This is a genomic window from Rugosimonospora africana (genome assembly GCF_016862975.1).
Lineage (GTDB): Bacteria > Actinomycetota > Actinomycetes > Mycobacteriales > Micromonosporaceae > Rugosimonospora > Rugosimonospora africana.
Genome location: NZ_BONZ01000040.1, coordinates 71554 through 96484 on the forward strand (window position 1 = coordinate 71554; position 24931 = coordinate 96484).

Consider the following 24931-nt stretch of genomic DNA (forward strand, 5'->3'; position numbering starts at 1 on the left):
CTCCGCGACCATTCACCGACCACCAGCCGAGGGAGGCACGGTGAGTCCCAGCCGCAACCCCAACTCCAGGCCAAGCTCCAGTCCGAGCCGCAACCGCGTCACACCGATGGGCGACATCGTGGCCATCCCGCTGCGCGGCGCCTGGACCGGCAACCGGGGGGTCATCCACTCCGAGCGGGAGATCGTCCGGTTCCACGCGAGCGACCTGTGGATCACGTGCGTCCTGGAGTTCCGGGGGCGCTGGCGCGAGCAGTGGCTGCCGAACCGGTACACCCACCTGTATTTCCACGACGAGGCGGTGTCGTTCGCGGCCGGTCACCGGCCGTGCGCCGAGTGCCGGCGGGACAGCTACCAGCGCTACCGGGACGCGTGGGCCGAGGGCCTGGGCGTCGAGCCGCCGTCGGCCGTCGCGATGAACCGGCAGCTGCACGCGGAGCGGATCGTGCGGGGCACCCATCGCCGCCGGCTGCACGACCAGCCCTGGGCCGACCTGCCCGACGGGGCGTTCGTCGTCCTCGACCCCGAGCGGCTCGACCCCGAGCGGCTCGACCCCGAGCGGCTCGACCCCGAGCGGCTCGGCCCTGCGGCGCTCGACGGTGGGGAGCTCGATCCTGGGGAGCTCGATCCTGGGGAGCTCGACCGTGGGGAGCTCGCCGGTGGGGCACTCAGCCGTGGGACACCGGCCGTGGTGAGCGGGGACCACCTGACCGAATGGGCCACCGAGGGTTATCGGACCCGCCGGCGACGGCCCCGGGTCGGCACCGCGCGGGTCATCACGCCGCCGTCCACCCTCGCCGTGCTGCGCGCCGGATATCCGGTCCAGGTCGACGACTCCGCCCGGTAGTCCCGGCGGCGGCATGCCGGACATCGCAGCTGCGATGCCTGGACCCCCCAAGCCATCGCAGCTGCGGCGTCGTTGCGCGTACCAGCCCAGCAGTTGCATCCTTAGTGACATGGCCGCACCTGCGGAGATCCCGCGTACCGGCGTGAGCCCCGACGACGACCAGCGGCGGCACCGCCGGGCGGTGGTGACCGGCACCCTCGCCGACATCGTCTGCCGGTGGAGCGGAAACGCGCCGCTGGTGGCCGTCCACGACGCGACCCGCTCCGGCGCCGGTCTCGCCGACGAACTCGCCGAGGCCGTCCACGCGCGCGGCCGGCCGTGCGCGCGGCTGCCCGATCCGGCACCCCTGATCGACCGCGACGCGTGGCGCGCGGATCCGGACACGGTGACCGTGGTCATCGCCGACGGCCCGGACTGGGCCACCTCGCCGCCGACCGGCCGCTGCCACCTGGTCATCTACCTGCGCACCCCGCCCGGACCGGGCATCCACGGGCACGGCGACTCCGAGCACACCGCCGACATCGTCATCGACTTCCACGACCCAACCTGGCCGGTCATCCGGCGCGTCGCCGAGCACCTCGATCACGCCACCGACCGGGTATACCTGACCGAAACCCGGGCGTTCTTCGCCGCCCGGGCCGCGACCTGGGACCACAAGTTCGGTCAGGATCTGCCCTCCTACGCCGCCGCCATCGATCAGGCCGGCATCCCGGCCGGGGCGACCGTGGTCGACGTCGGCTGCGGCACCGGGCGGGCGATGGGCGCGCTGCGCACCGCCGTCGGGCCGCACGGCGCGGTCATCGGCGTCGACCTGACCCCGCACATGCTCACCGTTGCCGGTGACAGCACCGGGTCGTCCGCGTACCTGCTGCTCGCCGACGCCCGACACCTGCCGCTCGCCGACTCCTGCGCCGACGCGATCTTCGCGGCCGGGCTCATCCAGCACCTGCCCGATCCCGCGGCCGGGCTCACCGAACTCGCCCGGGTCACCCGGCCGGACGGTCGCCTGATCGTGTTCCACCCGTCCGGGCGCGCCGCTCTCGCCGCGCGCCACGGCCGCACCCTGCGCGACGACGAACCGCTCAACCGGCCGCAGCTCGCCCGCCTGCTCACCGCGACCGGCTGGGCGCTGACCGACTACGACGATCCACCGCACCGCTTCCTCGCGCTCGCCACCCGGTGCGAATCGCTTGCCACCGGCCGCCAACCGGGATAACAACAAGAGATCACCCGCGACCGGCGGGATCAGCCCATGGAGGCGGCCACCGATGAGGGCACTGCCCTGGAACCGGGCCCGGACACTGGCGGCCGAACTCGCCACGCCGCCGCCACCGGAGAACGTGCCGATCGGTGACGCCGCCGGCCGGGTGCTGGCCGAGCCGCTGCGTGCGTTGGTTGCCGTACCCGGGTTCGACAACGCGGCGATGGACGGCTATGCCGTACGGGGTGCGGGACCGTGGCGCCTGACCGGGCGGGTACTCGCCGGCTGCCCCGATCCCGGCGCGCTGGCCGAGCGCACCGCCGTCGAGATCGCCACCGGCGCACCCGTGCCGGCCGGCGCCGACCGGGTGGTGCCCTACGAGGAGGCCAACCGGGAGGGCGGCCTCGTAGCGATCCGGGCGGATGCCGGCCGGGCGTGGGTGCGGGACCACATCCGCCGCAGGGGAGAGGACGCCGAACCCGGCGACGAACTGTTGCCCGCCGGTTCCCTGGTGACGCCGGTGGTGCTGGGCATGGCGGGCAGCGTGGGCGCGGACACCGTGAGCGTGGTCCCGCGCCCGCGGGCGCGGGTGCTGCTGACCGGCGACGAGATCGTGCGCGCCGGCCTGCCCGGGCCGGGACAGGTGCGCGACGCCCTCGGCCCGCTGCTGCCCCCGCTGCTCGCCGGGTTCGGCGCCGATGTCACCGGGGTGAGCGTGGTGGGCGACGCGAGCGCCGCCGCGCTGACCGCCGCCCTCGCCGCCACGACGGAGGAGATCGCGGTGGTCTGCGGCGCCTCCTCGGTCGGGCCGGTCGACCACCTGCACGCCGCCCTGGCCGGGCTCGTCGCGACCGTGCACGTGAACGGCGTGGCCTGCCGGCCCGGCCGCCCGCAGGTGCTCGCGCACCGGCCGGACCGGGGCACCGACACCGGCTGGATCGTCGGGCTGCCGGGCAACCCGTATGCCGCGCTGGTGGCCGCGTACACGCTGCTCGCGCCTCTGGTGGCCGGGTTGACCGGGCGAGGACTGCCCGGGTTGCCGACCGTCGCGGTGTCGGGTCAGGCCCGGCCGGTGCCCGGGCTGACCCGGCTCGTTCCGGTGCGCTGGGACGACTCCGGTGCCGTGGTGGTTCCGCGCGACGGGGCCGGGTACCTCGGCGCGGCGGCGCAAGCCGACGCGCTGGCCGTCATCGAACCCGACTGGACGCCCCACGCGCCGGCCCGGCTGATCCTGCAGTGCTGACCCGGCAGTGCTGAGCTGGCAGTGCTGACCCGGCAGTGCGACGCCCTGCCGAGACCGGCTGCGGGCGGTTCTCGCGGTAATCACCCCGCGTCGATCTCCAGCGGTCGTCTATCGCGTCGATCTCCCACGGTGACCTTCGACGTGACGGTTCAGGTGCCGATCAGCTTCCGCACCTGATCTGCGCCGATCGCCAGGAGCAGGGTGGGCAGCCGCGGTCCGGTGTCCCTGCCGACCAGCAGGTGGTAGAGCAGCGCGAAGAACGCCCGCTGCGCGGCCCGCAACTCCGGGGTCGGCTTCACGTCCTCGGGCAGTCCGAGGAGCCGCTTCGGTACGCCATACACCAGAGTGGTCAGGCCCGGCAACGACCAGTTCTCGTCCAGCCCGGCGGCGAGCAGGCGCAACGATTCCCGTTCGTCGTCGCCGAGCGACGCGAGCAGCCCGGTGTCCGGCTCGTCGCGTACCCGGGTGCGTTGCTCGGCGGGTAGCTGGGTGAGCACCCAGGCACGCGCCCGGTCCAGGCGCGGCCGGGTCTCGTCCAGCGAGCCGATCGGCCGCGACGGGTCGAGGTCGCGCACGATGCGCAGCGCCTGGTCCTCGTCGCCGGCCGTAACGTCCACAATGGACGCCAGCGTCCGGTACGGGACCGGGCGAGCCGTCGTGGGCAGTGCGCCCCGGGCGGTCCGCGTCGCCCGGCCGTGGGCCGCCGCGTCAGCGGCCGTCGCCGTGCTGGTGTCCACCTTCGCCGACAGCGCGTCCCACTCGTCGTACAGGCGCTGGATCTGGAGATCGAAGGCGATGGTGAACGCCTGGTTCGGCCGGCGCCTCGCGTACAGCCAGCGCAGCAGAGGAGCCTCCATGATGGACAGTGCGTCGGCCGGCGTGGGTACGCCGCCCCGGGAACTGCTCATCTTCGCCATGCCGCTGATGCCGACGAACGCGTACATCGGGCCGATCGGCGGTTCGCCACCGAACACCGGGCCGATGATCTGGCCACCGACCACAAAGGACGATCCCGGGGACGTGTGGTCCACACCCGACGGTTCGAAGACCACGCCCTCGTACGCCCAGCGCATCGGCCAGTCGACCTTCCAGGCGAGCTTTCCCTGCCGGTGCTCGGCCAGCACCACGGTCTCCGAGTGGCCACACCCGCACTCGTACACGAGCTCGGTGGTCTCGTCGTCGTACCCGGTCACCGTGGTCAGGTCGCGTTCGCACTGGGAGCAGTACGGCCGGTACGGGTAGTATCCCGCGGCCACGCTGCCGTCATCGTCCACACCCTCCTTCGTCCGGTACCGGCGCAGAACGGCGTCGATCCGTTCGCGTTCACTCATCGCCCGGAGTACCTGCCGGGTGTACGCGCCGGACGTGTACATCTGGGTCTGGCTCACCGGACGGTACTCGACGCCGAGTTCCGCCAGGGCCGCGGCCATCGGTGCCTTGAAGTGCTCGGCCCAGTTGGGGTGCTCGCTGCCCGCCGGCGCCGGGACACTGGTCAGTGGTTTGCCGATGTGCTCCGCCCAGGACGGGTCGATGCCGGCGGGTACCTTCCGGAACCGGTCGAAGTCGTCCCAGGACAGCAGGTGTACGCAGTCGTGCCCGCGCCGCCGGATCTCGTCGGCGACCAGGTGCGGTGTCATGACCTCGCGCAGGTTGCCGAGGTGGATCGGGCCGGACGGGCTGAGGCCGGACGCGCAGACGATGGGCCGGTCCGGATCGCGGCGCCGCGCCTCGGCGATCACCTCGTCCGCGAATCGGGACACCCAGTCGGACTCGCTCACCTGAACCACGCTCGCATCCGCCTTCCCGTCCGGTGCCGGCGCCGAGATCCTTTCATCGATGACGGCGGCGGACACCGGTTTTTCGCGAGAGCGGGGCGTTGGCTTCCGGCGGCGGGGGTGTGGCGCCGGGGGCGAACGGGCGCCGCCGGGGCTGGCGGGCGCTGCCGGGGCTGGCGGGCGCTGCCCGGGGGGCGGGCCGGCGCGGCCACGGGCGGGGCGGGCGCAGCCGGGGCGGCGTGGTGCGCGCCACAGCACGTCAGGGATCCGTCATGATCCGGTTTGCCGGCGTGGTTATTCCGTCAACGACGATTGGCAGGCGGGGCAACGGGTTCCAGCATTGGCGTCGTGAGTCGAGACGGTGCCGAAGATCCTGACGCAGGGCCGGATCCGGTGCCGGGTCTGGAGGAAGACGTGACTCTGGTGGATGTGTTGCCGTCGCTGCGTACGTCGTTGCCGCCGCGGTTGGCGCCCGATCTGTGGCCGTATACCGCCGAGCGGATCGGTCCAGAACTGTACGTGGGCGGGGTGGCACTGAGCGAACTCGCCGCGCGGTACGCCACGCCGTGCTATGTCGTCGACGAGGTGGATGTCCGTGAGCGTTGCCGGGAGTACCGCGCGGCGTTCGGCGAGGGCGCGGTCTCCTACGCCGCCCGGGCGTTTCCGAGCGTCGGTCTGCTGCGGTGGTTCGCCGAGGAGGGTCTGGGGCTCAGCGTGTGCTCGGCCGGCGAGCTGGCGTTGGCACGGGCGGCCGGCTTCCCGGCCGATCGGATCGCGCTGCACGGCGACGCGAAGTCGCCGCAGGACCTGCGCGCCGCCCTGGACTACGGGGTCGGCCGGGTCGTCATCACGTCGCTGTCGGAGATTCCGCGGCTCGCGGCCGAGGTGCGGGGCCGGCAGCAGGTGCTGCTACGGGTGTTGCTCGGGCCGGCGAAGGCGGACGCCACGTCGGTGGCCGCCGGGGCCGACGAGGACCGGTTCGGGTTGTCCGCGGGTACCGACGAACTGGCCGAGGCGGTCGCGCGGGTGGTCGCGCACCCGAACCTGGAGCTGATCGGGCTCGACTACTTCCTCGGTTCGCAGGTCGCCCGGTTCGGCGGGTACGAGATGGCGCTGCGGCGCCTGGTGGACGCGATGGCGGCACTGTCGCACCGGTTCGGGCCGCACCTGCGTGAGCTGAGCCTCGGCGGCGGCTTCGCGGTGCCGTACCGGGACGGCGACGGCGGGTTCGCGGTCGAGGCGTTCGCCAGCCGGTGGCCGGGTGTGCTGCGGGTGGAGTGCGAGCGGCACGGGATCCCGGTACCCCGGCTGACCGTGACGCCGGGCCGGGCGCTGGTCGCCCGGGCGGGTATCGCGCTGTACCGGGTGCTCGCCGTTCGGCGCAACGCGGCGGGACGGCAGCTCGCCGCCCTCGACGGCGGCCTGAGCGACAACCCCCGTCCGGCGCTGTATGGCGCCCGGTACACGCCGATGCTGATCGGCCGGTACGGCACCGTCCCCGACCGCCCGACCACGCTCGTCGGCCGGCACGGTGAGGGCGGCGACGTCATCGCCCGCGACGTGCCGCTGGCCGGCGACCTGCACCCGGGCGACGTGGTGGCCGTCGCCGACTGCGGCGCCTACCACTACGCGATGGCGTCGAACTACAACCTGGTGACCCGCCCGCCGGTGGTGTCGGTACGGGCGGGCCAGACACGGGAACTCATCCGTCGCGAGACCCTGGACGATGTCCTGACTCGCGACCTCGGGTGAGGTAATCCCGCCGGTCCGGTGCCGGGGCACACCCTCGCGCCCCGGCACCCCCGGACCGCACCGGTCAGATCATCGAACCGTCGGACCATCGAGCCGTCGGACCATCACGCCGGCCAGACCACAGTGTGGGTCGGACCACGGCGTTGGTCGGACCACGGCGGGTCAGACTCCGGCCGTGGCCCGGACCGGGATTCCGGCGCCCTCCAGCAGGGTCGTCATCGTCTCGGTCTCCGCGGCCGTCGGCGCCGGGAACGGGTCGCGCAGCAGCGGCGAGGAGATGGCTCCGCACAGGTACGCGCCGACCTTGTACCGGGTGTGCAGGCGCGCGTAGTCGCTGTAGACGTACTCGTGCAGCTTGGCGAGGCCGGACTTCCAGATGCGCAACGCCTCCGGGAAATCCCCGCGCCGCCAGGCCGAGATGTGCGCCAGCATCGGGGACAGCGAGTAGCAGAACGATCCCGAGCAGGCGCCGTCGAATTGGTCGTTGGCCAGGTTCTCGTGATAGCGCACCGCACTGGACGGCAGGATGGCCACGTGTGGCGCGGACTCGCGCAGGAACCGGGCGACCCGACGGAATCCCTCGTAGGAGTACGTCATCTTCCAGCCCGCCACGTTGGGAACCGCGTCGATGACCGCCCGTACCGTCTCCAGCGGCCAGCCCAGCCCGTACTCCGGGGTGCGGGAACCGGACGGGTGGATGACGAACGGGGTGTCGCCGGCCTCGGCCGCGATGGCGCGCAGGTAGTTCACCATCACTTCCGGGTACGTCACGCCGTTCCAGGCCGTCGAGATGTCCGAGGAACCGAACGGCGGCAGGATGAACAGTCCCGAGGCGCCGTCGGCCAGCGCCCGGCGGGCGCACGCGGCCGCCTCGGCGGAAGTGATCCCGCTGACGCCGGCCACGAACGCGCGACCCTCGGTGGCCTCCCGCGCGGTGACCAGGTTGGCGTGCCGCTCGTCCTGGCTCAGCGTGTAGAACTCGCCGGCCTCGGCATTGATGATGGGCACCAGGTTCCCGCCGTTGTGTGGCGCGTACAGTTCCCGCACCATCCCGCCGAGTTCGCTGTGCACGACCCGCCCGTCCTCGCCGAACGGGGTCACGAGGGTGACGTGCAGGGAGTGCGGATCGTAGCTGGGGGACTGGCTCACGCGGACGCTCCGGCGGTAGGCGAATGGGCTGACGCAGCGACCCTACCGACTTGCTTGATCTTCGGAAATGGCCGTTCCGCGAAGTGCCGCGAAGTTCCGCGGTGGGGAATTTCCGGGGGTACGCCGCGGAAAGCGCGACCCGGATGCGGCACGATGGGCGGGTGTCCGCCCGCCGATCGTCGCCCCGCCGCCAGAAGCTCCGCCAGCCGCCAGGCCGCCAAGCGACAGGCCGCCAAGCGACGGCTCGCGAAGCGGCAGGCCGCCAACCGGCTGCCCGTAAACCGGGGAACCGTCCCGGGATGAGTGGGCACCGGATCGCGCTGCGCGTCGCGCTCGGGCTGCTGTGGGGTCTGGTCATGGCCGTGGTGTTCGCGGGCATCGGGTTCGGCGCACTGGTGGCCGGCGGGTACCTCGGGTACGTTCTGCTGCCCCGACTGGACGGCGGTCACGACATCGGTGCGGTCCTGGCGGTCCTGGCGGTCGCCGGAGTGGCCCTCGCCATCGTCGTGTGTCACCGGGCCCGGCGTTGGGTGCAGCGGCTGCGCCTGTCGCGCGGGTGCGACACCAGCGCCACGGCGACCGTGGTGTGGCGGGACAGGCGGTACACCGCTGGCAGCAGGGGCGGCAGCAGCACCCTGTACACCGTCTATCTGAGCTGGTGCGATGGAGACGAGCGGACCGGCGAGCGGACCGGCGAGCGGACCGGCGAGCGGACCGGCGAGCGGCAGTACAGGTTCCTCGGCGACGGTCCGGACGACTTCGCCACCCGGACCAGGCTCGGCGCGACACTGCCGATCCGGTACCCGGCCCGGCGCCCGCACCGGTTCATCGTCGACATCCCGTACGCGCCGACGATGGCCGACCTGTTCATCTGATTCAGCCAGGCCAGCTACGTCAGCGCGGGCAGCCGCTGGTCGCCGCGCAGCACGTCGCGGAACAGGTCGCCGCGCTGTTCGATCCGGCGCAGCACGGTGCGGATAGTGAACCCGTCCGGGGTCAGAGCCGGGTCGTCGAGTTCGTCCCAGCTGATCGGCGCCGACACCGGAGCGCCGGGTGCCGGGCGGGGGCTGTACGGTGCGACCAGGGTCTTGTTGATGGCGTTTTGCGTGTAGTCCAGCCGGGCGCGGCCACCGCGCTCGCCGACCTGCCACTTCCAGCTCACCAGGTCGGGCGCCACCGCGCCGACGGTCTTGGACAGATCCTCCACCCAGTCCCGGGTGGCGTCGAAGTCGGGGCCGCGGGCGATCGGTACCCAGATCTGGATGCCGCGCCGGCCGGTGACCTTCGGCTGGGCGCGCAGGCCGAGGTGTTCGAAGGCGGTCCGGTGCAGCCGGGCGAGCGCGAGCAGGTCGTCCCAGCTGGTCTGCCCGCCCGGGTCGAGGTCGATCAGCGCGTACGTCGGCCGGTGCGGCTCGTCGACGAGCGACGTCCAGGCGTGCCACTCCAGCGCGCCGAAGTTCGCCGCCCAGACCAGCGCGGCCGGCTCATCGATGACCAGGTACGTGCCCGCCTCGGACCGGGCCGCCTCCGGGTTGTCCCAGCGGGGCAGCCAGTCCGGTGCGTGCTTCGGCAGTTCCTTCTGCCAGAACCCCTTGGCCTGCGCGCCGTTCGGGAAGCGGTGCAGGTTCAGCGGGCGCCGAACGAGGTACGGCAGCAGAACCGGCGCGATCCGCGCCGCGTACCGCAGCAGGTCCCGCTTGGTGACCGGCTCCTCGCCGGTACGCCCCGGGAACAGCACCTTGTCGAGGTTGGTCACGCGCAGCTCTCGGCCGTAGACGTGCCACACCCCGATGGACGCGAAACCGTCCAGCTCCGCGAGTTCCGCCGGGTCGGGCGCGGCGACCGGCGGTGCCTTCAGCGCGACGGCGGCGCGGGCGGCGGGCAGATCCGAGCGCCACATCCGGTCCGGGTCGGCCTTCACCTCATCGTTGGTGCGACCGCTTCTCACCGACCGGGGATGGTCTTCCGCGTCCCAGCCGTCGACCGCGTACTCGTCGTGCTTGTGCAGCAGCAGCCACCCGTCCCGGCCAGACGCGTCCGGGCGGGTGCGCACCAGGATGAACCGGCCGCGCAGCTTCTCGCCGTACAGGTCGACGTGCAGTTCGCCGCGGGCGAGAGCCCGGCCCGGGTCCGGCGGGTCGCCGGCGTCGTGCGGTTCCCAGGTGCCCGTGTCCCAGAGGATGACGTCGCCGCCGCCGTACTCGCCGGACGGGATGACGCCCTCGAAGTCGATGTACTCCAGCGGGTGGTCCTCGACGTGGAACGCGGCCCGCCGCACGCCCGGGTCGAGCGTCGGCCCCTTCGGCACGGCCCAGCTCACCAGGACACCGTCGACCTCCAGCCGGAAGTCGTAGTGCAGCCGGCGCGCCCGGTGCCGCTGGACGACGAACCGGCGGGCGCCGGGCTCCGGTGCGGCCGGGGACGGCGCACCCTGCGGTTCCGGGGTGCGCGCGAAGTCACGCATGCGCCGGTAGGGCGCCAGCTTCTCGCGCGGCTCTGCCTGCTTCTCCCGGGGCTCTGCCCGCCTCTCGCGGAGCTTCCCGTGCTTCTCCCGGGGCTGTGCCTGCTTCTCGCGGGGCTTCCCGTGCTCCTCCCGGGGCTGTGCCTGCTTCTCGCGGGACTGTGCCTGCTTCTCGCGGGGCTGTGCCTGCTTCTCGCGGGGCGTCCTCCGCGAGGTCTCCCGCGGCTGTTCGCGCGAGGTCTCCCGAGGCTCCTCCCGCGGCTTTCCCCGCGAGGTCTCCCGGGGCTCCTCCTGCGGCTTCTTTCGAGGCGAAGACCGCGGACGGGACGCTGGCACGGTTCCAGTCAAACCCGTCCCGGCGGACCCGGCAACCGGGACCGGCGAATCGCCGCCTGCCTTGGCGATTCTTGGGCGGCTCGGTGGGATCGCCGCCTCAGCGATTCTGGGTACCTCGGCGGGATCGGTGTCTCGGCGGTTCTGGGTGCCTCAGCGATTCCGGCCTACCGGCCCCGGTTCAGCGGACCCCAGTCCCGCGGTGCCAGGCCGCGCACCGTCCGCTCGCACTCGGCGAGCGCGTCCTCGGCGATCCAGGCGACCGGTTCGCGGCAGGAGACCAGCGGCTCGTTGTCCGGGCCGCGCCCGGTCTCGTTCCCGATCAGGACCCACGGCCGGACGCCCGGCCCGCGCAGCTCCCGCAGGTGCCGGTAGTCGTACAGGCGACGGGCCACCCATACCCGGATCGAGCGGTCCTCCCACCACGGCTCGACGGCCAGCGGGCTGGCCGACAGGCCGGGCAGCGGTACGCCGGTGAGAGCGTCGCGGCTGATCTGCCCGTTGCCGGTGCCGTCGAGGTCCAGGTGGGGGCCCTGCGACCACCGGATGTAGAGCTCTTCGCCGGAACCGTGGCTGTCGACCAGCTGGGCCAGCTCGGCAAGGCTCGCGATCGTGGGCAGCCCGTCGCCGGTGCTTTCGCCAGTGCTTTCGCCGGTGCTCGCGCCCGTGGTTTCGCCGGGCGCCCGGTCGCCGTCGTCCGCCGCGGTCACGCCGGCGGGAGCCGTACCGGGCCGGCGTCGACGGCGACGCGGAACAGCGAGTACGGCCTGCGGCGCAGGTCCTGCCCGCCCTGGTACGTCGGCTGGCGGTGCAGTTGGTTCGCGGTGACGTACAGGTACCCGTCGGCGGCCAGCGCCATGGTGTCCGGCCACAGCAACCGGGAGTCGTGCACCACCGTCTCGAACGTACCGTCGGGCGGCCGGCGCTTCACCGCGTTGTGCTCCACATCGGTGGCGTAGATGCGCCCGGCGTCGTCGCTTTCCAGGCCGTCCGAGGCGCCGCCCTTGTCTCCCTCGTCGATGACGGTCGCGGCCACCTCGTCGTCGGCGCGGGCGCGGTCGGCGAGGGCGGGGGCGGAGACGCTGTACCAGTGGCGCGACGACACCGGCGAGTACCAGATGCGTTCCCCGTCGGCGGAGATGGCGATGCCGTCGGAGCCCAGCCGCACGGGCCCGGGCGGCTCGTCCGGCGGTCGTCGCATCAGCACCCGGCCCTCCACCATCGGCAGGAACACCGAGGGTGGATCGGCCTTTGTGGACGGATGGTCGTGCAGCCGCCGCCATGCCGCGCCGGTGGCCAGGTCCACGACGATGATTCCGTTGGGACCCGACGTGGAGCTGTCGGTGATGTACGCGATGCCGGCGTCGCCCCGGCGCAGGTCGAACCGGACGTCGTTCAGGTACGTGGTGGGCAGCGCGACGTCCGGGTCGAACAGGATCGTCTGCACGACGGTGTCGGTGGACAGGTCGACGCCGACCAGCTTCGGACCGCCCGGCTTCGTGGGCTGGAACATCGGGCTGCCGGTGTCGAGGATCCACAGCCGGTCGACGGGGTCGACGACGATGTTCTGCACCGACACCAACGCGTCGCGGTCGTCGTCGCCCGCCGGGCTGTTCCAGGTCTGGTCCGGGTACGGCACGGTCGCGCCGTCGCGCAGCTCGACGACGGTCGCCGGCACGTCGTCGCCCCACCGCGGATAGTTGACGAACACGCGGCCGGAGGCTGATACGGCGACGCCGGTGGGCATCGGCCCGTCGTCGAACGTGTGCACCGTCTCCAGGTGGCCGACGGCCTCGTCGACGGGTTGGTCACTCACGGACGGGTACTACCCGGGGCATCCGGCCGGTATGCCGTGCGCCGGGACGCAATGCCGGTTCGTGACGCACATGCGGGGCGGTCGGGCTGGGCCGGGTCAGGACGGCCCTACCGCCGGCGGGGTTCCGGACATCGGGGCACGAACCGGTTGTGGTCTGGCGTAGACCACCACATTGCCGTCGTAGTGGCCGTCGTGCAGCCGCCCAGTACAGGTGATGAGCACCAACCGGGCCGGCACCGACTGGTCGAACACCTCGGCGGGCAGCCCGGTGCCCGGGTAGCTGCGCCGCGAGGTGACCTGGTACGGGAACCGGTTCGTGGACGCGTCGAGGTAGACCAGCGCGCCTGGGCCGAGCGCGGAGACGCGGAACAGCGCCGCGGGGCCGGCGGTGTCGACGTGACTGGCGAGGATCACCGTCCCGTCCGTGCCGCCGGGCATGGCGCCACCGGCCCACCAGCCGACCGTGCCGGGACTGTCGGGTACGGTCAGGCCGCCGCCGGGATCGACGGCGACGGGTACGACCGGGACCGGGCGGGGATCGACGGGCAACTCCAGTCCGGTGGGCGGTTCCGGGTGCGTACCGGACGCCGAGGGCGCCGGCCGGGCGTGGTTCCTGGTGGTGGGGACGAGGCTGGAGTTGTGCAACGGACCCGGCGACGCGAAGGCCAGCGCGAGGCCGGCCACGAGGCTCGCGGACCCGGCGAGGATCAGCGTGGCGTCCAACGGTTTCGGCCGGCGGAACCTCATCGCCGGTACCGCCCAACGCTCGCGGTCCCGACCGCGGTGTCGCGACCGTCCACTGTGGTGGGAACGACCGCTGTGGTGGGAACGACCGCTGTGGCGCGAGCGGCCGGGCGTGCGCGAAGCGGCATGGCGCTGACCCTTCTCCCGCGGGCTGTTGTCGTGCTGACCCGACCCGTGCCGGCCCACCGAGTGCCGGCCCACCGGGTGCCGGCCCACCGAGTGCCGGCCCACCGGGTGCCGAGCCGTCTCGTGACTCCTACCCGGCTGGCCGGATGCCATGCCCGGTGCCGGGGCAATCCTCGGTGGCCCGCGGTGACCCAAGGCTCGGCGTTTGGGCGGCGTGAACCCCGGGTAGGCCAGCGTGACGGGCCGATGAGAGCCGGTGGGGGGACCCGTGTCGTGACCGGATTCCTTGACCACCTGCTGAGCCTGCACGGCATTGTCATCTATCTCATCGTCGCCCTGCTGGTCTTCGGTGAGGACGCCCTGTTCATCGGGTTCGTCATCCCGGGCGAGACCGCCGCGATCCTCGGTGGCGTGGCGGCCGATCGTGGCAGCGTGTCGCTGCCCGTGATGTCCGCCGTCGTCGTGGTCGCGGCCATCGTCGGGGACACCGTGGGCTATGAGATCGGCGCCCGGTACGGCCACCGGCTCCTGTCGTTGGGCCCGGCGCGGCGGCGGGCGGAACGCATCGAGGCGGCTCGGCGGTTGCTGGCCCGCCGGGGTGGTCCGGCCGTGTTCGGCGGCCGGTTCGTCGCGTTCCTGCGTGCCGTCATGCCGTTCCTGGCGGGTACGTCGCGGATGCACTACCGCCGGTTCCTGGCCTACAACGCGGCCGGTGGACTCGTCTGGGGTACCGGCGCCGTCCTGCTGGGTTTCGTGGCCGGCAACTCGTACGAGGCCATCGAGCGGACCGTCGGCCGCGCGGCGGCGTTCGCGGTAGCGGGTGTGGTCGTGCTCGCCGTGGTGGTGTGGCGGGTACGCCGGTACGTCGTGGAGCGCCGTACCGACAACCGGGCGCGCTGACGCCCGCCAGGTAGAGGTGGCCGGTGGCGGTCAGCCGGCAGCGGTCAGCCGGCCTGCAGCGGCTCCGGGTACAGCGGCAGGTGCAGGGTGAACGACGCGCCGCCCTCCGGCGCGTTGGCGGCCTCGATGGTGCCCTCGTGCAGGCGGGCGTTCTCCCAGGCGATGGCGAGCCCGAGACCGCTACCCTCGGACCGGGTGCGGGCCGTGTCGGCCTTGTAGAACCGGTCGAACACGTGCGGAAGGACCTCCGCCGGCATGCCCGGCCCGCAGTCGTGCACCCGCAGCGACAGCCAGTCGCGCCCGGCCGCGTGGTGAGTCCAGGCCCGAAGGGTCACCGGTGGGGCACCATGCCGCAACGCGTTGCCGACCAGGTTCGCGATGATCACGTCGAGCCGGCGGGGGTCGCACCGGACCCGAAGTTCGGGCAGGGGCTCCACGACGACCTGCTGGGTCCAGCCGCGTACCCGCAGGCAGCTGGCCACCGCGTCGGCGAGGGTCACGCCGTCCATGAGCAGCGCGGCGGAGCCCGCGTCGAACCGGGAGATTTCGATCAGGTCGGCGACGAGCCGGTTGAGGTTGCTGGTCTCGCGGCTGACAAGGCGGGCCGCGGCGGCGGCGTCACCGTCGAAGCGCTCGGACTGCTCGTCCAGCACGTCGGTGACGGCCAGCATCGCGGCCAGCGGGGTACGCAGCTCGTGAGACACGTCCCCGGCGAAGCGCTGGGCCATGGTGTGCATCCGGTGCAGCTCGGCGACCTTGGCCTGGAGGGACGTCGCCATCTCGTTGAACGTGTGCACCAGGTCGGTCATCTCGTCGGCGCCGGTGGCGGTGAGCCGGATCTGCAGGTCCCCCTGTGCCAGCCGGCGGGCAACGGCGGCGAGCTTGCGGACCGGGCGCAGTACCCGCCTGGTGGCGAGCTGGGCGAGCACGACCATGAGCGCCAGGAGGGCGAGCGCGCTGCCGATGACGATCAGCGCGATCTGGTTGCTGGTCGGATCTCTCGGGAGCACGCCGTCGACCAGGTGCGAGGTCGACTGCAACTGGTCGTTGCGGAACAGGTAGGCCGCTCCGACGTAGGTGGCGACCAGGGTCGCCACGCTGGCCAGCAGCGCGACGGAGATGAACCCGAGGATCAGACGACTGCGCAGCCCGCTCCGCCCGGGCATGCTCCAGCGGCCCCGCCAGGGCTGGCTCACACCGGACCGAACCGGTAGCCGAAACCTCGTACCGTCTGCAGGTACACCGGGGTCGACGGATTGTCCTCGATCTTCGCGCGCAGCCGTTGCACGCACGCGTCCACGAGCCGGGAGTCGCCGAGGTAGTCCTGTTCCCAGACCAGCCGCAGCAACTGGTCGCGTGCGAAGACCTGCAGCGGCGACTCCGCCAGTACCAGCAGCAGCCGCAGCTCCGTCGGGGTCAGCGCGACCGGCCGCCCGGACTTGGTGACGATCAGCCCGGCACGGTCGATGACGATGTCCCCGTGCGACTGGACGGCCGCCGGCGCCCGGCCGATGCGGCGCAGCACGGCCCGGATCCGGGCGTCCAGCACGCGGGGCTGGACCGGCTTGACGACGTAGTCGTCCGCACCCGCCTCGAGCCCGGCGACGATGTCGAAGTCGTCGCCCCGGGCGGTCAGCATGATGATCGAGAGGCTGGTGCTGGCCCGGAGCCGCCGGCACACCTCGAAGCCGTCGAGGTCGGGCAGCATGAGGTCGAGCACGACCGCGTCCGGCTGGCCGGCCCGCGCCCGGTCCAGGCCGTCCCGGCCGGTCGCCGCCGTGTCGACCTGGTGACCCTGGTGGCGCAGCGCGATCTGCAGGCCCTCCCGGACGGCGGGATCGTCCTCGATCAGAAGCAGTCGTGGCACGTCAACGATTATGCGTCGATCACCGGCGCCGGGCGGGACCGGACATTGGGTGTCGGAGCGGACGGTTCACGGCAGTTCGACCGTGACGGGTGCGTAGAGGGTGTTCGGTACCCCGTTGTTCAGCGCCCAGTAACGGTCGCCGTACGACCAGTGCCACCACTCCGTCGGGTAGTTCGTCAGCCCCTCCCGGCGCAACACCGTCCACAGGTTCGCCCGGTTGCGCAGGGCGGCGATGGAGATGTTGCGGGCCGCCGTGTAGCACGCGTTCGCGCTGGCCTCGGGACCGTCGAGGACGCGGCTGCCCAGGTCCAGTTCGGTTCCGTCGCCGGTGCACAGCGTCACGTCGACCGCGCCGCCGGTGTGGTGCGGGTCCGGGAGATCCAGCTCGTCCGGGCGGTACGGCCGGTACGCCTCGACGATCAGCAGCCGGATGCCGTGTGGCAGCCGTTTCTGGGCGCTCAGCAGCCGGTCGACGACCGAGGTGCGCAGCCGCGCGTACCCGCCGTGCTCGCCGGCCAGCCGCCTGGCCAGGCGCAGTTCGGGGACGTCTCTGAGGTCGACCAGCGGTTCGTGGTTGTCGGCGGTGTGGATGGTGACGGTCTGTGGTTCGGACACCAGGGTCACGGACTGCTCCTCGGAGGTCGGACCGCGCGCGGACGGCGTGCGTGCGAGGTCGGCGGTGGTACCAGCCGGCGTGTGGGAACACCGGCGATGCGCCCCGTGTCGCATCGCCAGCGTTCCCCGCCGGATCAGCGTTCTGGCCTGCGGTTCCCGGTCGGCCGGGATGCGAGGGGGGTGGGCGCCTAAATCGCCGCCCGGCTCTCCGGGAACCGCTGGTGATCCCACGGTCGGACTGACGTTTGCCGATCCGGTCCGCGCTATGTCACAGACGTGTAACAGACAGGACCGCGGTCGTGGCGGCGGTGGAAACCGCGGTGAATCCGCCGGCGGCCGCGGCGGCGAAGGCCAGTCCGGGGGCGACGGGCAGCGCCGCCGCGACTGCCGACGCGGTTACCGTCCCGGCCGCCGCGACCAGCACGGCGCGCCAGAGCCAGCCTGGACTGGCGGTGCCTGGGCTGGCGGTGCCTGGACTGGCGGTGCCTGGGCTCGCAGTGCCGGGGGAGGGGCGGCCGGCGGCACGGCGGTACGCCAGCGCCGCGGCGGCAAGGCAGCATGACAACGAGGCCAGCGCGACGCCGCCGATGACATCGCTGAACCGGTGCCAGCCAGCGATCATGGCGGCCGTGCCGATCGCCGAGACGACCAGCGCACCGGGCGCCGCGAGCCACCAGCGGGCGCGGTCCGGGAGCGCGAGCAGCAACGCGAGCAGCAGGCCGGTCGCCGCGGCGACGTGGCCGCTGGGGAAGCTGTTGTGCGCCGTGGAGCCGGCGACCGAGAGATCCGGTCGCGGTACCACCGTCTTGAGGACCGCCGACCCTCCGGCGGAGCAGAGCAGCGCGGCGATGCCCGCGAACCCGGCCCGCGCCCGGCGGCGCAGGACGGCGAGCAGGATCACCGACAGGATCAGGACGCCCAGCACCAACGGATCTTCGACCGAGTACAGGAGCGTCAGCGCGGGTTCGATCAGCCGGCCGCGGCCGGGGTCCGCGGAGTCCCAGTAGACCCGGGGTACGAGCTGGCCGTCGAGCCACTGGCCGGCGGACGTACCGATGAACGCCACGGCGGTGGCCACGAGCGCGAGCAGGTACCCGAGGGCCGCGATCAGCGGTCGGCCGGGATGTCCGGCTGGCTGCCCCGCTGGGTGTCCAACTGGGGGTCCGGCTGGGGGTCCGGCCGCCCGCTGAGTGGCGGGTCGGGGCGACGCGGCCCGCTGCGTGTGGCTGATGAGCGAAGAGTTCCCCGTCATCCGGGCAATGCTCGAAGACGCCGGTACCGGCCGGGTGCGCGCCAGGTCTTCGTTGTGCAACAGGCCGCTGCCCGGGTTTCCCGAAGGTACCCGCGGGTAACGGTGGGGCGCCGCCGGTTGGTGCTACCGGAGGAACCTCCGTTTATACTCGTTCCAGAGACAGGATAGGGACCGAAGACAGGCAGGAACCATGGACAGCAACCGCATCGTCACCCCGTTCGGCCCGCAGTCGACCGCGTCGGACGTCCTCGCCGGTGTCGACCTGCGGGGCAAGCGTGCCCTGGTCACCGGCGGCGCCTCCGGCATCGGGGTGGAGACCGCGCGGGCGCTGGCCAGTGCGGGAGCCGAAGTGACCCTCGCCGTCCGCAATCTGGAGGCCGGCGGCCAGGTCGCCGAAGACATCATCGTCAACACCGGCAACAACCGCGTCACGGTCGCCCCGCTCGACCTCGCCGACCGGGTGTCCGTCCGCACCCTGGCCGAGAGCTGGGACGGGCCGCTGCACCTCCTGGTCAACAACGCCGGGGTGATGGCCACACCGCTGACCCGGACAGCCGAGGGCTGGGAGCTCCAGTTCGCGACGAACCACCTCGGCCACTTCGCCCTCGCCACCGGCCTCCACGACGCCCTCGCCACGGCCGGCGGCGCCCGGATCGTCTCGGTCAGCTCGGTCGGGCACATCAACGCGGGCGTGGACTTCGACGACATCAACTTCGAGCGGCGTCCGTACGATCCGTGGATCGCGTACGGCCAGTCCAAGACGGCCAACGTGCTGTTCGCGGTCGAGGCCGGCAAACGCTGGGCAGCCGACGGGATCACCGCGAACGCGCTGAACCCCGGGCGTATCCCGATGACCAATCTCAGCCGGCACATCGGCGACCTGGCCGCCGCGCCCGCCTCCTTCGAGCCGACCAGCACGGATGTGTCCTGGAAGAACCTGGAGCAGGGCGCCGCCACCTCCGCGCTGCTCGCCGGCTCGCCGTTGGTCGAGGGCGTGACCGGGCGGTATTTCGAGGACTGCGCCGAGGCGCCGCCGCACCAGGCCGGCATCCGCCGCGGAGTGGCGGCCTACGCGCTGGATCCCGAGGCGGCCGCCCGGCTGTGGCAGGTGTCGACCGATCTGATCGCTGGGTAGCTGCCTTTGGATGCCGGATACCCGTCTTTGAGTGTGAGCGCGGGTCGGCGGGTAGCCTTCGAGATCGTGGCGGCCAGATGCGGGTACTGATCGCGACCGCCGGTTCGATGGGCGACGTCGCGCCGTACACCGGTGTCGGAGCTCGACTGCGGGACGCCGGGCACCGGGTCACGATCGCGGCCCACGAGTCGTTCGCCGGCCTGGTCGCCGACGCGGGGCTGGAACTGCTCGCGTTGCCCGGCGACGTACGCGCCATCCAGGCATCCCGGGGCGGCCGGGCGCTGCACCGGCACGGTACCGGCGTGCGAGGGCAGGTGGATCTGGCGCGACTGGCGCGGCGGGAGATCGGGCAACTGGCCGACAGCATGCTCGCGGTCGCCTCGCACGGTGCCGACGTGCTGCTGCTGGCGACGACCACCGCTCCGCTGGGGTACCAGGTGGCCGAGGCGCTGGGCGTACCGAGCGCCGGGCTGTTCCTGCAACCCGTCGAACCGACCGGCGACTTCCCGCCGGTGACCACCGGTGCCCGCACGTTCGGCCGTGCCGGCAACCGGGCCGCCGGTGCGCTGACCCGTACCGTCGCCCGGCGGCTGTACGACCGGCCGGCCCGTCGCCTGCGCGAGCGCCTCGGGTTGCCGCCCGCGTCCCTGGAGGCCGTCGACCTGCGCCAGCGCGCGGAACACTGGCCGGCTCTGCACGGCTACAGCCCCGCCGTGGTGCCCCGTCCGGCGGACTGGCGGCCCGGGCTGGACGTGGTCGGCTACTGGTGGCCGGCCCGGCCGGTGGGCTGGCAGCCGCCGCCCGAGCTGGTGGACTTTTTGGCCGACGGCCCGCCTCCGGTGTTCGTCGGGTTCGGCAGCATGGCCGGCGGGTACGGGCGGCCGCTGAGCCGGCTGGTGGCCGGTGCGCTGCGCAGGGCCGGGGTCCGGGGCGTGGTGCAGGCGGGCTGGGCCGGCCTGTCCGCGTACGGGCCGGACGTGATCACCGTCGGCGCGGTACCGCACGACTGGCTGTTCCCGCGCATGGCGGCGGTGGTGCACCATTCCGGCGCCGGTACGGCAGCGGCTGGGTTGCGGGCGGGTCTGCCGGCTGTGCCGGTACCGATGATCGCCGATCAGTCGTTCTGGGCCGCGCGACTGGTCCGGCTCGGGGTTGCCCCGGTCGCGATCCCGACCCGGCGGCTGACGGAGCAACGGCTGGGCGCCGCGATCGCCGCGGCGGTCGGTTCGCCGCGGTACCGGCAGCGGGCCGCGCGGATGGCCACGCGGCTGGCCGCCGAGGACGGTGCCGGCGCGGTGGCCGCCCTGGTGGACCGGCTCACCTCGGGCTGACTGTCCACTCCGGACGATGGCTGGTCGGGCTACGGGCCGGCAGCGGCGCGCGTCATGCACCGCCGCCGGCCCGCGTCTGTGCGGGAGTCGGCTCGTCGGTGTCAGCTCACCGGTGCGCAGCCGTTGGCGTCCCTCTGGTTGACATAGTTGATCGTGTAGTTGTCCAGCCAGGTCGACACCCGGTTGAAGAAGCTCGCCGCCCCGACGTGCAGGTCGATGTCGTGGCCGCTGTTCGGCTGCACGTACGTCTTCAGGCACGCGGTCGGTGAGAAGTTCGCCGACTCCCGGGACGTGATCGCGGCCGCGTCCGCGCAGGACAGGCCGGCGGCCGCGTTGCAGTCGAGCATGTCGTACTGGCCGACGGCGATCAGCGTGGGAACGTGGATCCCGTGGGTCACCGCGCTGGTGCGGGCCGCGCTGAACGCGGTGAACTCGGCCGCGCTGCCGGTCTGCTTCGTCGACTCATCCAGCGAGATCATCGCCGGATCGGCTCCGGCCGAGTAGTAGAAGTCGCTGCCGCGGGTGTTCGGCAATGTCGTCTCGTACCCGCTGGGCAGGCCGGCCGACGCGAACTTGGGATCCTGGGCGGCCGGGTACAGCGTGGAGTTGACCTGGTTCACTCCCGCCGTGTTGAGCCCGGTGAGGAAGTCGGCCAGTACCAGGTAGTCCGGTACGTTGCCGGCGCCGGACGCGGTGCCAGCCTCGTACTGCAGGATCCCGGCACCCAACGAATGGCCGACACCGACCACCGTCCGGAACTTGATCCCGCCGACCGTGCCGGCCCGCAGCGCCTGGATGACCTGCTCGATCTGCCACGCCTCGTTCTGCACCGTCAGCCCGGCGGCCGGCGGATGATCGGACAGCCCGACGCCGAGCCGGTCGATATTGAAGGTGGAGTAGCCGGTGCTGGTCTGGGCGTACACGTACGAGTAGGTGTTCGGCTGGTACGAGGGGTTCCAGTAGTTGTGGTCGTAGGTCAGGCCGGATACCAGCAACTGCACGGTCTTCGCGCCGCGCAACTGGTCGTCGCGGGTGCACAGCCGGCCGACGACGTGGTAGACCGTGGGATCGCTCGCGGTCAGCGTGACCGGGACCGTGTACTGGGCGCAGGTCGCCCACGAAGGATCGGTGCCCTCCGCCATTGCGGGGCCGACCACCGGCAGGGCGGCGACGGTGACCGCTGTCGCAACGGTGGCCAGCAGAACGTTAAGGGAGCGGACAAAGTGTCGATTCAACGGAGACCTTCAGGTGTGTAACGCCCGGGGCTTGCCGGACGATGCCTTAGATCAGGACGCCGGTGAGCCTCGCACGGTCCACTGTCCACTGTGGTCATCCAGTCGGCCGGTGATCCTGGCCGCCGTGTGCCTCGCCCGCCGGCCGGGCGGCCCCTTACTCCGCCCCTTCCCGGCGTGATCGGTCCCCGTACGTATCGATGGGCGCCAGAGTGCCGGTTCGGGGCAGATCCATGAGGCGGTATCTGCTATGCCGCGTTCGGGGTGCGGGGACGTCGTCGGCCGCGAGGTGCTCAGCGGCGGGATGCTCGGCGGCGGGATGCTCGGCGCCGCGGTGCATGGCGGCGCGATATTCGGCGGCGCGGTTTATGGCGGCGAGGTGCACGGGCATCGCGGTACAGCGGTCCGCCCCACGCGGCGCCCGAAAGTCAACCTGGTTTGAGAATCCGCGGCGGCGGGCAACTTATTGCACGACGTGCCCCTCGGATGAACGGGAAAGGTTACCCCGCTATGCATCTCACAGTCGCTGGGATCATCGTCGGCATCATCATCGGTGCTGTGATCGGCGCATTGGGGCGGCTGGTATTGCCCGGTCGCCAGAACATCGGCATGCTGATGACCGTCGTCGTCGGCATCATCGCCGCATTCGTCGGTACGCTGATCGCGGGCGCGATCGGCGTGCGGCACACTTCGGGCATCGACTGGATCCAACTGCTGATACAGGTGGTCTTGGCGGCGATCGGGGTGGCCCTGGTTTCGGGAGCTAGTTCGCGCAGACGAATCTAGCGCAGTCAATCGGATTGCGGCGACGGAACAGTCGCGTGGCGATTCGGCAGTCGAGCAGGCAGGTAGTGGGGGGTCCGCCGGTCGGCGGGCCCCCCACTGTTCGGGGTGGCGGGGTTCACGGTGGCAGGGTTCACGGTGGCGGGGTGCGGAGTGGCAGGGTTCGATGTGGCCGGGTTCCGGGTGGCGTGCGCCCGCGTGGCGGCGGCCTGCGTGGCGGTGGCCACTGTGACGGCGGCGAGCGTGGCGTTGGCGAGCGTGACGGTGGGGCGGGGTCGACGGGTCCGGCGACACCACAGCCACAGCACGTCGCGCCCGAACGACTCGACGAGCAGCGCCAGCGCGACCGCCAGCGCGACGATCGTCAACGCTTTCGGAAGGACGTTCGTGCTCGCGACCACGAGCGCCACTCCCTGTGCCGCGGTGACCACCTTCCGCCAGTACCGGAATGGCAGCTTCCGACGCATCCACGGCAGCACCCAACTCGCCGCGAGGAACGCGTAGCGCATGCCGCCGATCGCGAGTACCCATACTCCGGCGAGCGGTGCAACGTAGACGCTGAGGACCAGAAGGAGGTAGGCGTCGGCCTCCATGTCGAAGCTGGCCCCGAGCGGAGACACCGTGCCCGAGCGCCGCGCGACCTGACCGTCCACGGCGTCGAGCAGCAACGCCACGATGGTGAGGGTGACCAGCGCCCGGACCGACTGATGTCCGCGGAAGGAGTCGGCCGTCAGTGCCGTCACGCCGCCGATGAGCGTCGCCCGGGTCAGCGTGACCCAGTTGGCGGGTCCGAGCGAGGTGGCTCCGGACCGGTGCAGACCTCGGGTGAGCGCGGCGCAGACGACCAGCCCGTACCCGATGCCGGCCAGCCAGCCGGCGGCGCCCATGCCGACGGTGGCGGCAAGGGCGAGGACGAGAGCGACCTGGACGAGCAACCCCGTCACGGGACCGATTCGAACCGCTGGCACCATGCCTCCGTGACTATGGGGTGTGCCTCGATCATGAACACGCAGGTTCCGACCATCCGGTTCAGCTTCGAACGACGGTCCGGATCGAGGCAAGGGGTGGCAGGAGGCGTTGCTCGGTCTGGGGCAAGGTCGGTCTGGGGCAAGGTCGGTCTGGGGCAAGGCCGGTCTGGGGCAAGGCCGGTCTGGGACAACGGTTCTCACTGAACGCGGCTCTTGTGGAACGCGGTTGGGCGTGAGGCACGGTTCGGCCCGAGACACTGTTCCAGTCTTGGATAAACAGACCGTTAGCGAGGTATGAGCTGAGTGCGATGAGGATGAGGAGGGGCGATGACGCGGGACGCGCGCGCCTTCTGGTTGCGCTCCCCGGGTGAGGGCGAGATCCGGCCGGTGACGCTGCCCGAGCCGGGTCCGGACGAGGTGCTGGTCCGTACGCTGTACTCCGGGATCAGCCGGGGTACCGAGACCCTGGTCTTCCGGGGCGGAGTGCCGGCAAACCAGTACGCCGCGATGCGGGCACCCTTCCAGGAGGGGGACTTTCCGGGGCCGGTGAAGTACGGGTACCTCAACGTGGGCGTGGTCGAGGAGGGCCCCTCCGCGCTGGCCGGGCGCACCGTCTTCTGCCTGTACCCGCACCAGACCGGATACGTCGTGCCGGCGACCGCCGTGGTACCCGTACCCGACGGGGTTTCGGCCGCCCGCGCGGTCCTGGCCGGCACCGTGGAGACCGCGGTCAACGCACTGTGGGACGCCGCCCCGCTGGTGGGCGACCGGATCACGGTGGTCGGTGCCGGGATGGTGGGCTGCTGCGTCGCCGCCGTGCTCGCCCGATTCCCCGGTACCCGGATCGAACTGGTCGACGCGGATCCGGCACGGGAGGAGACCGCCGGGGCACTGGGCGTCGACTTCGCGCTCCCGGAGGACGCCGCCGGGAACCGTGACCTCGTCGTGCATGCCAGCGCGACGTCCGCCGGGCTCGCGCGGTCGCTGGAGTTGCTCGCGCGGGAGGGCGAGGTCATCGAGCTCAGCTGGTACGGGGACCGGGAGGTCACCCTCCGGCTGGGGGAGTCGTTCCACTCCGGCCGGTTGGCGATCCGGGCCAGCCAGGTCGGTACCGTCTCGCCGGCCCGGAGGGCGCGCCGCACGTTCGCCGACCGCTTGGCGCTCGCTCTGGACCTGCTGCACGATCCGGTGTTTGACGTGCTCATCACGGGCGAATCCCGGTTTGAGCGGCTACCCGAGACACTCGCCCGGCTGGCGGAGGGCACGCTGCCCGCGCTGTGCCACATCATCACCTACCGCGATGCCACCTAACGCGACGTCACCCACGGCGACGTCACCCACGGCGACGTCACCCACGGCGACGTCACCCACGGCGACGTCACCCACGGCGACGTCACCCACGGC

Annotated in this window: 23 protein-coding genes; 11 read left to right on the top strand and 12 right to left on the bottom strand. The window is 72.2% G+C overall.

Translation table 11 applies throughout. The features are described from left to right. Positions 1–40: 40 nt before the first annotated feature. The 3 genes from Raf01_RS21785 to Raf01_RS21795 all read left to right on the top strand — a co-directional run bounded on the left by Raf01_RS21785 (position 41) and on the right by Raf01_RS21795 (position 3288). A complete protein-coding gene (locus Raf01_RS21785) occupies positions 41–844 on the top strand; it encodes a hypothetical protein (RefSeq protein ID WP_203919812.1) in 804 nt (267 codons plus the stop codon). Positions 845–953: 109 nt separating this feature from the next. Further along, a complete protein-coding gene (locus tag Raf01_RS21790) occupies positions 954–2060 on the top strand; it encodes a class I SAM-dependent methyltransferase (protein ID WP_203919813.1) in 1107 nt (368 codons plus the stop codon). 52 nt (positions 2061–2112) lie between these two features. Next, the gene (locus tag Raf01_RS21795; RefSeq protein WP_203919814.1) at positions 2113–3288 is read left to right on the top strand and encodes a molybdopterin molybdotransferase MoeA; all 1176 of its coding nucleotides are present in this window, start codon (positions 2113–2115) and stop codon (positions 3286–3288) included. 149 nt (positions 3289–3437) lie between these two features. Here the strand turns inward: Raf01_RS21795 and lysS are convergent, their stop codons facing one another. Beyond that, the gene (lysS, locus tag Raf01_RS21800; RefSeq protein WP_239133799.1) at positions 3438–5066 is read right to left on the bottom strand and encodes a lysine--tRNA ligase; all 1629 of its coding nucleotides are present in this window, start codon (positions 5064–5066) and stop codon (positions 3438–3440) included. 411 nt (positions 5067–5477) lie between these two features. Between lysS and lysA the strand changes: the two genes are divergently transcribed. Continuing rightward, positions 5478–6815 (top strand): diaminopimelate decarboxylase, encoded by a 1338-nt coding sequence (lysA, locus tag Raf01_RS21805; RefSeq protein WP_203919816.1) that lies wholly within the window; start codon positions 5478–5480, stop codon positions 6813–6815. 162 nt (positions 6816–6977) lie between these two features. Here the strand turns inward: lysA and Raf01_RS21810 are convergent, their stop codons facing one another. Continuing rightward, positions 6978–7964: a dihydrodipicolinate synthase family protein gene (locus Raf01_RS21810; protein WP_203919817.1), complete on the bottom strand. Its 987-nt coding sequence runs from the start codon at positions 7962–7964 to the stop codon at positions 6978–6980. A gap of 299 nt (positions 7965–8263) precedes the next feature. Here Raf01_RS21810 and Raf01_RS21815 point away from each other — a divergent pair, with 299 nt between their 5' ends. Then, positions 8264–8839 (top strand): hypothetical protein, encoded by a 576-nt coding sequence (locus tag Raf01_RS21815; RefSeq protein ID WP_203919818.1) that lies wholly within the window; start codon positions 8264–8266, stop codon positions 8837–8839. 14 nt (positions 8840–8853) lie between these two features. On the opposite strand, the gene Raf01_RS21820 is transcribed toward Raf01_RS21815, so the two are convergent. From Raf01_RS21820 to Raf01_RS21835, 4 genes are all read right to left on the bottom strand, one after another. Continuing rightward, positions 8854–10761 (bottom strand): non-homologous end-joining DNA ligase LigD, encoded by a 1908-nt coding sequence (locus Raf01_RS21820; protein ID WP_239133800.1) that lies wholly within the window; start codon positions 10759–10761, stop codon positions 8854–8856. Positions 10762–10925: 164 nt separating this feature from the next. Then, positions 10926–11468 carry a DUF6098 family protein gene (locus tag Raf01_RS21825; protein ID WP_203919819.1) on the bottom strand — a complete coding sequence of 181 codons (543 nt, stop codon included), beginning with the start codon at positions 11466–11468 and terminating at the stop codon, positions 10926–10928. Further along, positions 11465–12574 carry an L-dopachrome tautomerase-related protein gene (locus Raf01_RS21830; RefSeq protein WP_239133801.1) on the bottom strand — a complete coding sequence of 370 codons (1110 nt, stop codon included), beginning with the start codon at positions 12572–12574 and terminating at the stop codon, positions 11465–11467. The genes Raf01_RS21825 and Raf01_RS21830 overlap by 4 nt, the downstream gene beginning before the upstream one ends. Before the next feature lie 96 nt (positions 12575–12670). After that, on the bottom strand, positions 12671–13321 hold the full coding sequence (locus tag Raf01_RS21835; RefSeq protein WP_203919820.1) for a class F sortase: 651 nt from the start codon (positions 13319–13321) through the stop codon (positions 12671–12673). A 396-nt stretch (positions 13322–13717) separates the two neighbouring features. Between Raf01_RS21835 and Raf01_RS21840 the strand changes: the two genes are divergently transcribed. Beyond that, positions 13718–14344, top strand: a complete 627-nt coding sequence (locus tag Raf01_RS21840) for a DedA family protein (RefSeq protein ID WP_203919821.1) — start codon at positions 13718–13720, stop codon at positions 14342–14344. A 44-nt stretch (positions 14345–14388) separates the two neighbouring features. Here the strand turns inward: Raf01_RS21840 and Raf01_RS21845 are convergent, their stop codons facing one another. The 4 genes from Raf01_RS21845 to Raf01_RS21860 form a co-directional block, all read right to left on the bottom strand. Further along, the gene (locus tag Raf01_RS21845) at positions 14389–15510 is read right to left on the bottom strand and encodes an ATP-binding protein (protein WP_203919822.1); all 1122 of its coding nucleotides are present in this window, start codon (positions 15508–15510) and stop codon (positions 14389–14391) included. 26 nt (positions 15511–15536) lie between these two features. Further along, positions 15537–16211, bottom strand: a complete 675-nt coding sequence (locus Raf01_RS21850; protein ID WP_203919823.1) for a response regulator — start codon at positions 16209–16211, stop codon at positions 15537–15539. Between the two features lie 66 nt (positions 16212–16277). Next, positions 16278–16835 carry a M15 family metallopeptidase gene (locus tag Raf01_RS21855; protein WP_239133802.1) on the bottom strand — a complete coding sequence of 186 codons (558 nt, stop codon included), beginning with the start codon at positions 16833–16835 and terminating at the stop codon, positions 16278–16280. 259 nt (positions 16836–17094) lie between these two features. Further along, positions 17095–18078: a phosphatase PAP2 family protein gene (locus Raf01_RS21860; RefSeq protein ID WP_203919825.1), complete on the bottom strand. Its 984-nt coding sequence runs from the start codon at positions 18076–18078 to the stop codon at positions 17095–17097. Between the two features lie 190 nt (positions 18079–18268). Here Raf01_RS21860 and Raf01_RS21865 point away from each other — a divergent pair, with 190 nt between their 5' ends. Both Raf01_RS21865 and Raf01_RS21870 read left to right on the top strand, forming a co-directional pair. Continuing rightward, a complete protein-coding gene (locus tag Raf01_RS21865) occupies positions 18269–19213 on the top strand; it encodes an SDR family NAD(P)-dependent oxidoreductase (RefSeq protein WP_203919826.1) in 945 nt (314 codons plus the stop codon). 77 nt (positions 19214–19290) lie between these two features. Then, on the top strand, positions 19291–20544 hold the full coding sequence (locus Raf01_RS21870) for a glycosyltransferase (RefSeq protein WP_203919827.1): 1254 nt from the start codon (positions 19291–19293) through the stop codon (positions 20542–20544). Between the two features lie 101 nt (positions 20545–20645). On the opposite strand, the gene Raf01_RS21875 is transcribed toward Raf01_RS21870, so the two are convergent. Next, positions 20646–21779, bottom strand: coding sequence for an alpha/beta fold hydrolase (locus Raf01_RS21875; RefSeq protein ID WP_203919828.1), 1134 nt, complete (start codon positions 21777–21779; stop codon positions 20646–20648). Positions 21780–22026: 247 nt separating this feature from the next. Between Raf01_RS21875 and Raf01_RS21880 the strand changes: the two genes are divergently transcribed. Together Raf01_RS21880 and Raf01_RS21885 are read left to right on the top strand one after the other, a co-directional pair. Beyond that, on the top strand, positions 22027–22218 hold the full coding sequence (locus Raf01_RS21880) for a hypothetical protein (RefSeq protein WP_203919829.1): 192 nt from the start codon (positions 22027–22029) through the stop codon (positions 22216–22218). A gap of 68 nt (positions 22219–22286) precedes the next feature. Further along, entirely contained in the window at positions 22287–22562 is a 276-nt protein-coding gene (locus tag Raf01_RS21885) for a GlsB/YeaQ/YmgE family stress response membrane protein (protein WP_203919830.1), read from the top strand. 5 nt (positions 22563–22567) lie between these two features. Here the strand turns inward: Raf01_RS21885 and Raf01_RS21890 are convergent, their stop codons facing one another. Then, positions 22568–23503 (bottom strand): CDP-alcohol phosphatidyltransferase family protein, encoded by a 936-nt coding sequence (locus tag Raf01_RS21890; RefSeq protein WP_239133803.1) that lies wholly within the window; start codon positions 23501–23503, stop codon positions 22568–22570. A 351-nt stretch (positions 23504–23854) separates the two neighbouring features. Here Raf01_RS21890 and Raf01_RS21895 point away from each other — a divergent pair, with 351 nt between their 5' ends. Then, a complete protein-coding gene (locus Raf01_RS21895; protein WP_203919832.1) occupies positions 23855–24838 on the top strand; it encodes a zinc-dependent alcohol dehydrogenase in 984 nt (327 codons plus the stop codon). Positions 24839–24931: the final 93 nt, after the last annotated feature.

What these genes read in the sequence shown, in the direction of transcription:
- Raf01_RS21895 (WP_203919832.1), top strand. Translation starts at nt 23,855, where the DNA reads ATGACGCGGGACGCGCGCGCCTTCTGGTTGCGCTCCCCGGGTGAGGGC.
- Raf01_RS21845 (WP_203919822.1), bottom strand. Translation starts at nt 15,510, where the DNA reads ATGCCCGGGCGGAGCGGGCTGCGCAGTCGTCTGATCCTCGGGTTCATC.
- Raf01_RS21880 (WP_203919829.1), top strand. Translation starts at nt 22,027, where the DNA reads ATGCCGCGTTCGGGGTGCGGGGACGTCGTCGGCCGCGAGGTGCTCAGC.
- Raf01_RS21870 (WP_203919827.1), top strand. Translation starts at nt 19,291, where the DNA reads ATGCGGGTACTGATCGCGACCGCCGGTTCGATGGGCGACGTCGCGCCG.
- Raf01_RS21865 (WP_203919826.1), top strand. Translation starts at nt 18,269, where the DNA reads ATGGACAGCAACCGCATCGTCACCCCGTTCGGCCCGCAGTCGACCGCG.
- Raf01_RS21790 (WP_203919813.1), top strand. Translation starts at nt 954, where the DNA reads ATGGCCGCACCTGCGGAGATCCCGCGTACCGGCGTGAGCCCCGACGAC.
- Raf01_RS21885 (WP_203919830.1), top strand. Translation starts at nt 22,287, where the DNA reads ATGCATCTCACAGTCGCTGGGATCATCGTCGGCATCATCATCGGTGCT.
- Raf01_RS21835 (WP_203919820.1), bottom strand. Translation starts at nt 13,321, where the DNA reads ATGAGGTTCCGCCGGCCGAAACCGTTGGACGCCACGCTGATCCTCGCC.
- Raf01_RS21795 (WP_203919814.1), top strand. Translation starts at nt 2,113, where the DNA reads ATGAGGGCACTGCCCTGGAACCGGGCCCGGACACTGGCGGCCGAACTC.
- Raf01_RS21815 (WP_203919818.1), top strand. Translation starts at nt 8,264, where the DNA reads ATGAGTGGGCACCGGATCGCGCTGCGCGTCGCGCTCGGGCTGCTGTGG.
- Raf01_RS21860 (WP_203919825.1), bottom strand. Translation starts at nt 18,078, where the DNA reads ATGACGGGGAACTCTTCGCTCATCAGCCACACGCAGCGGGCCGCGTCG.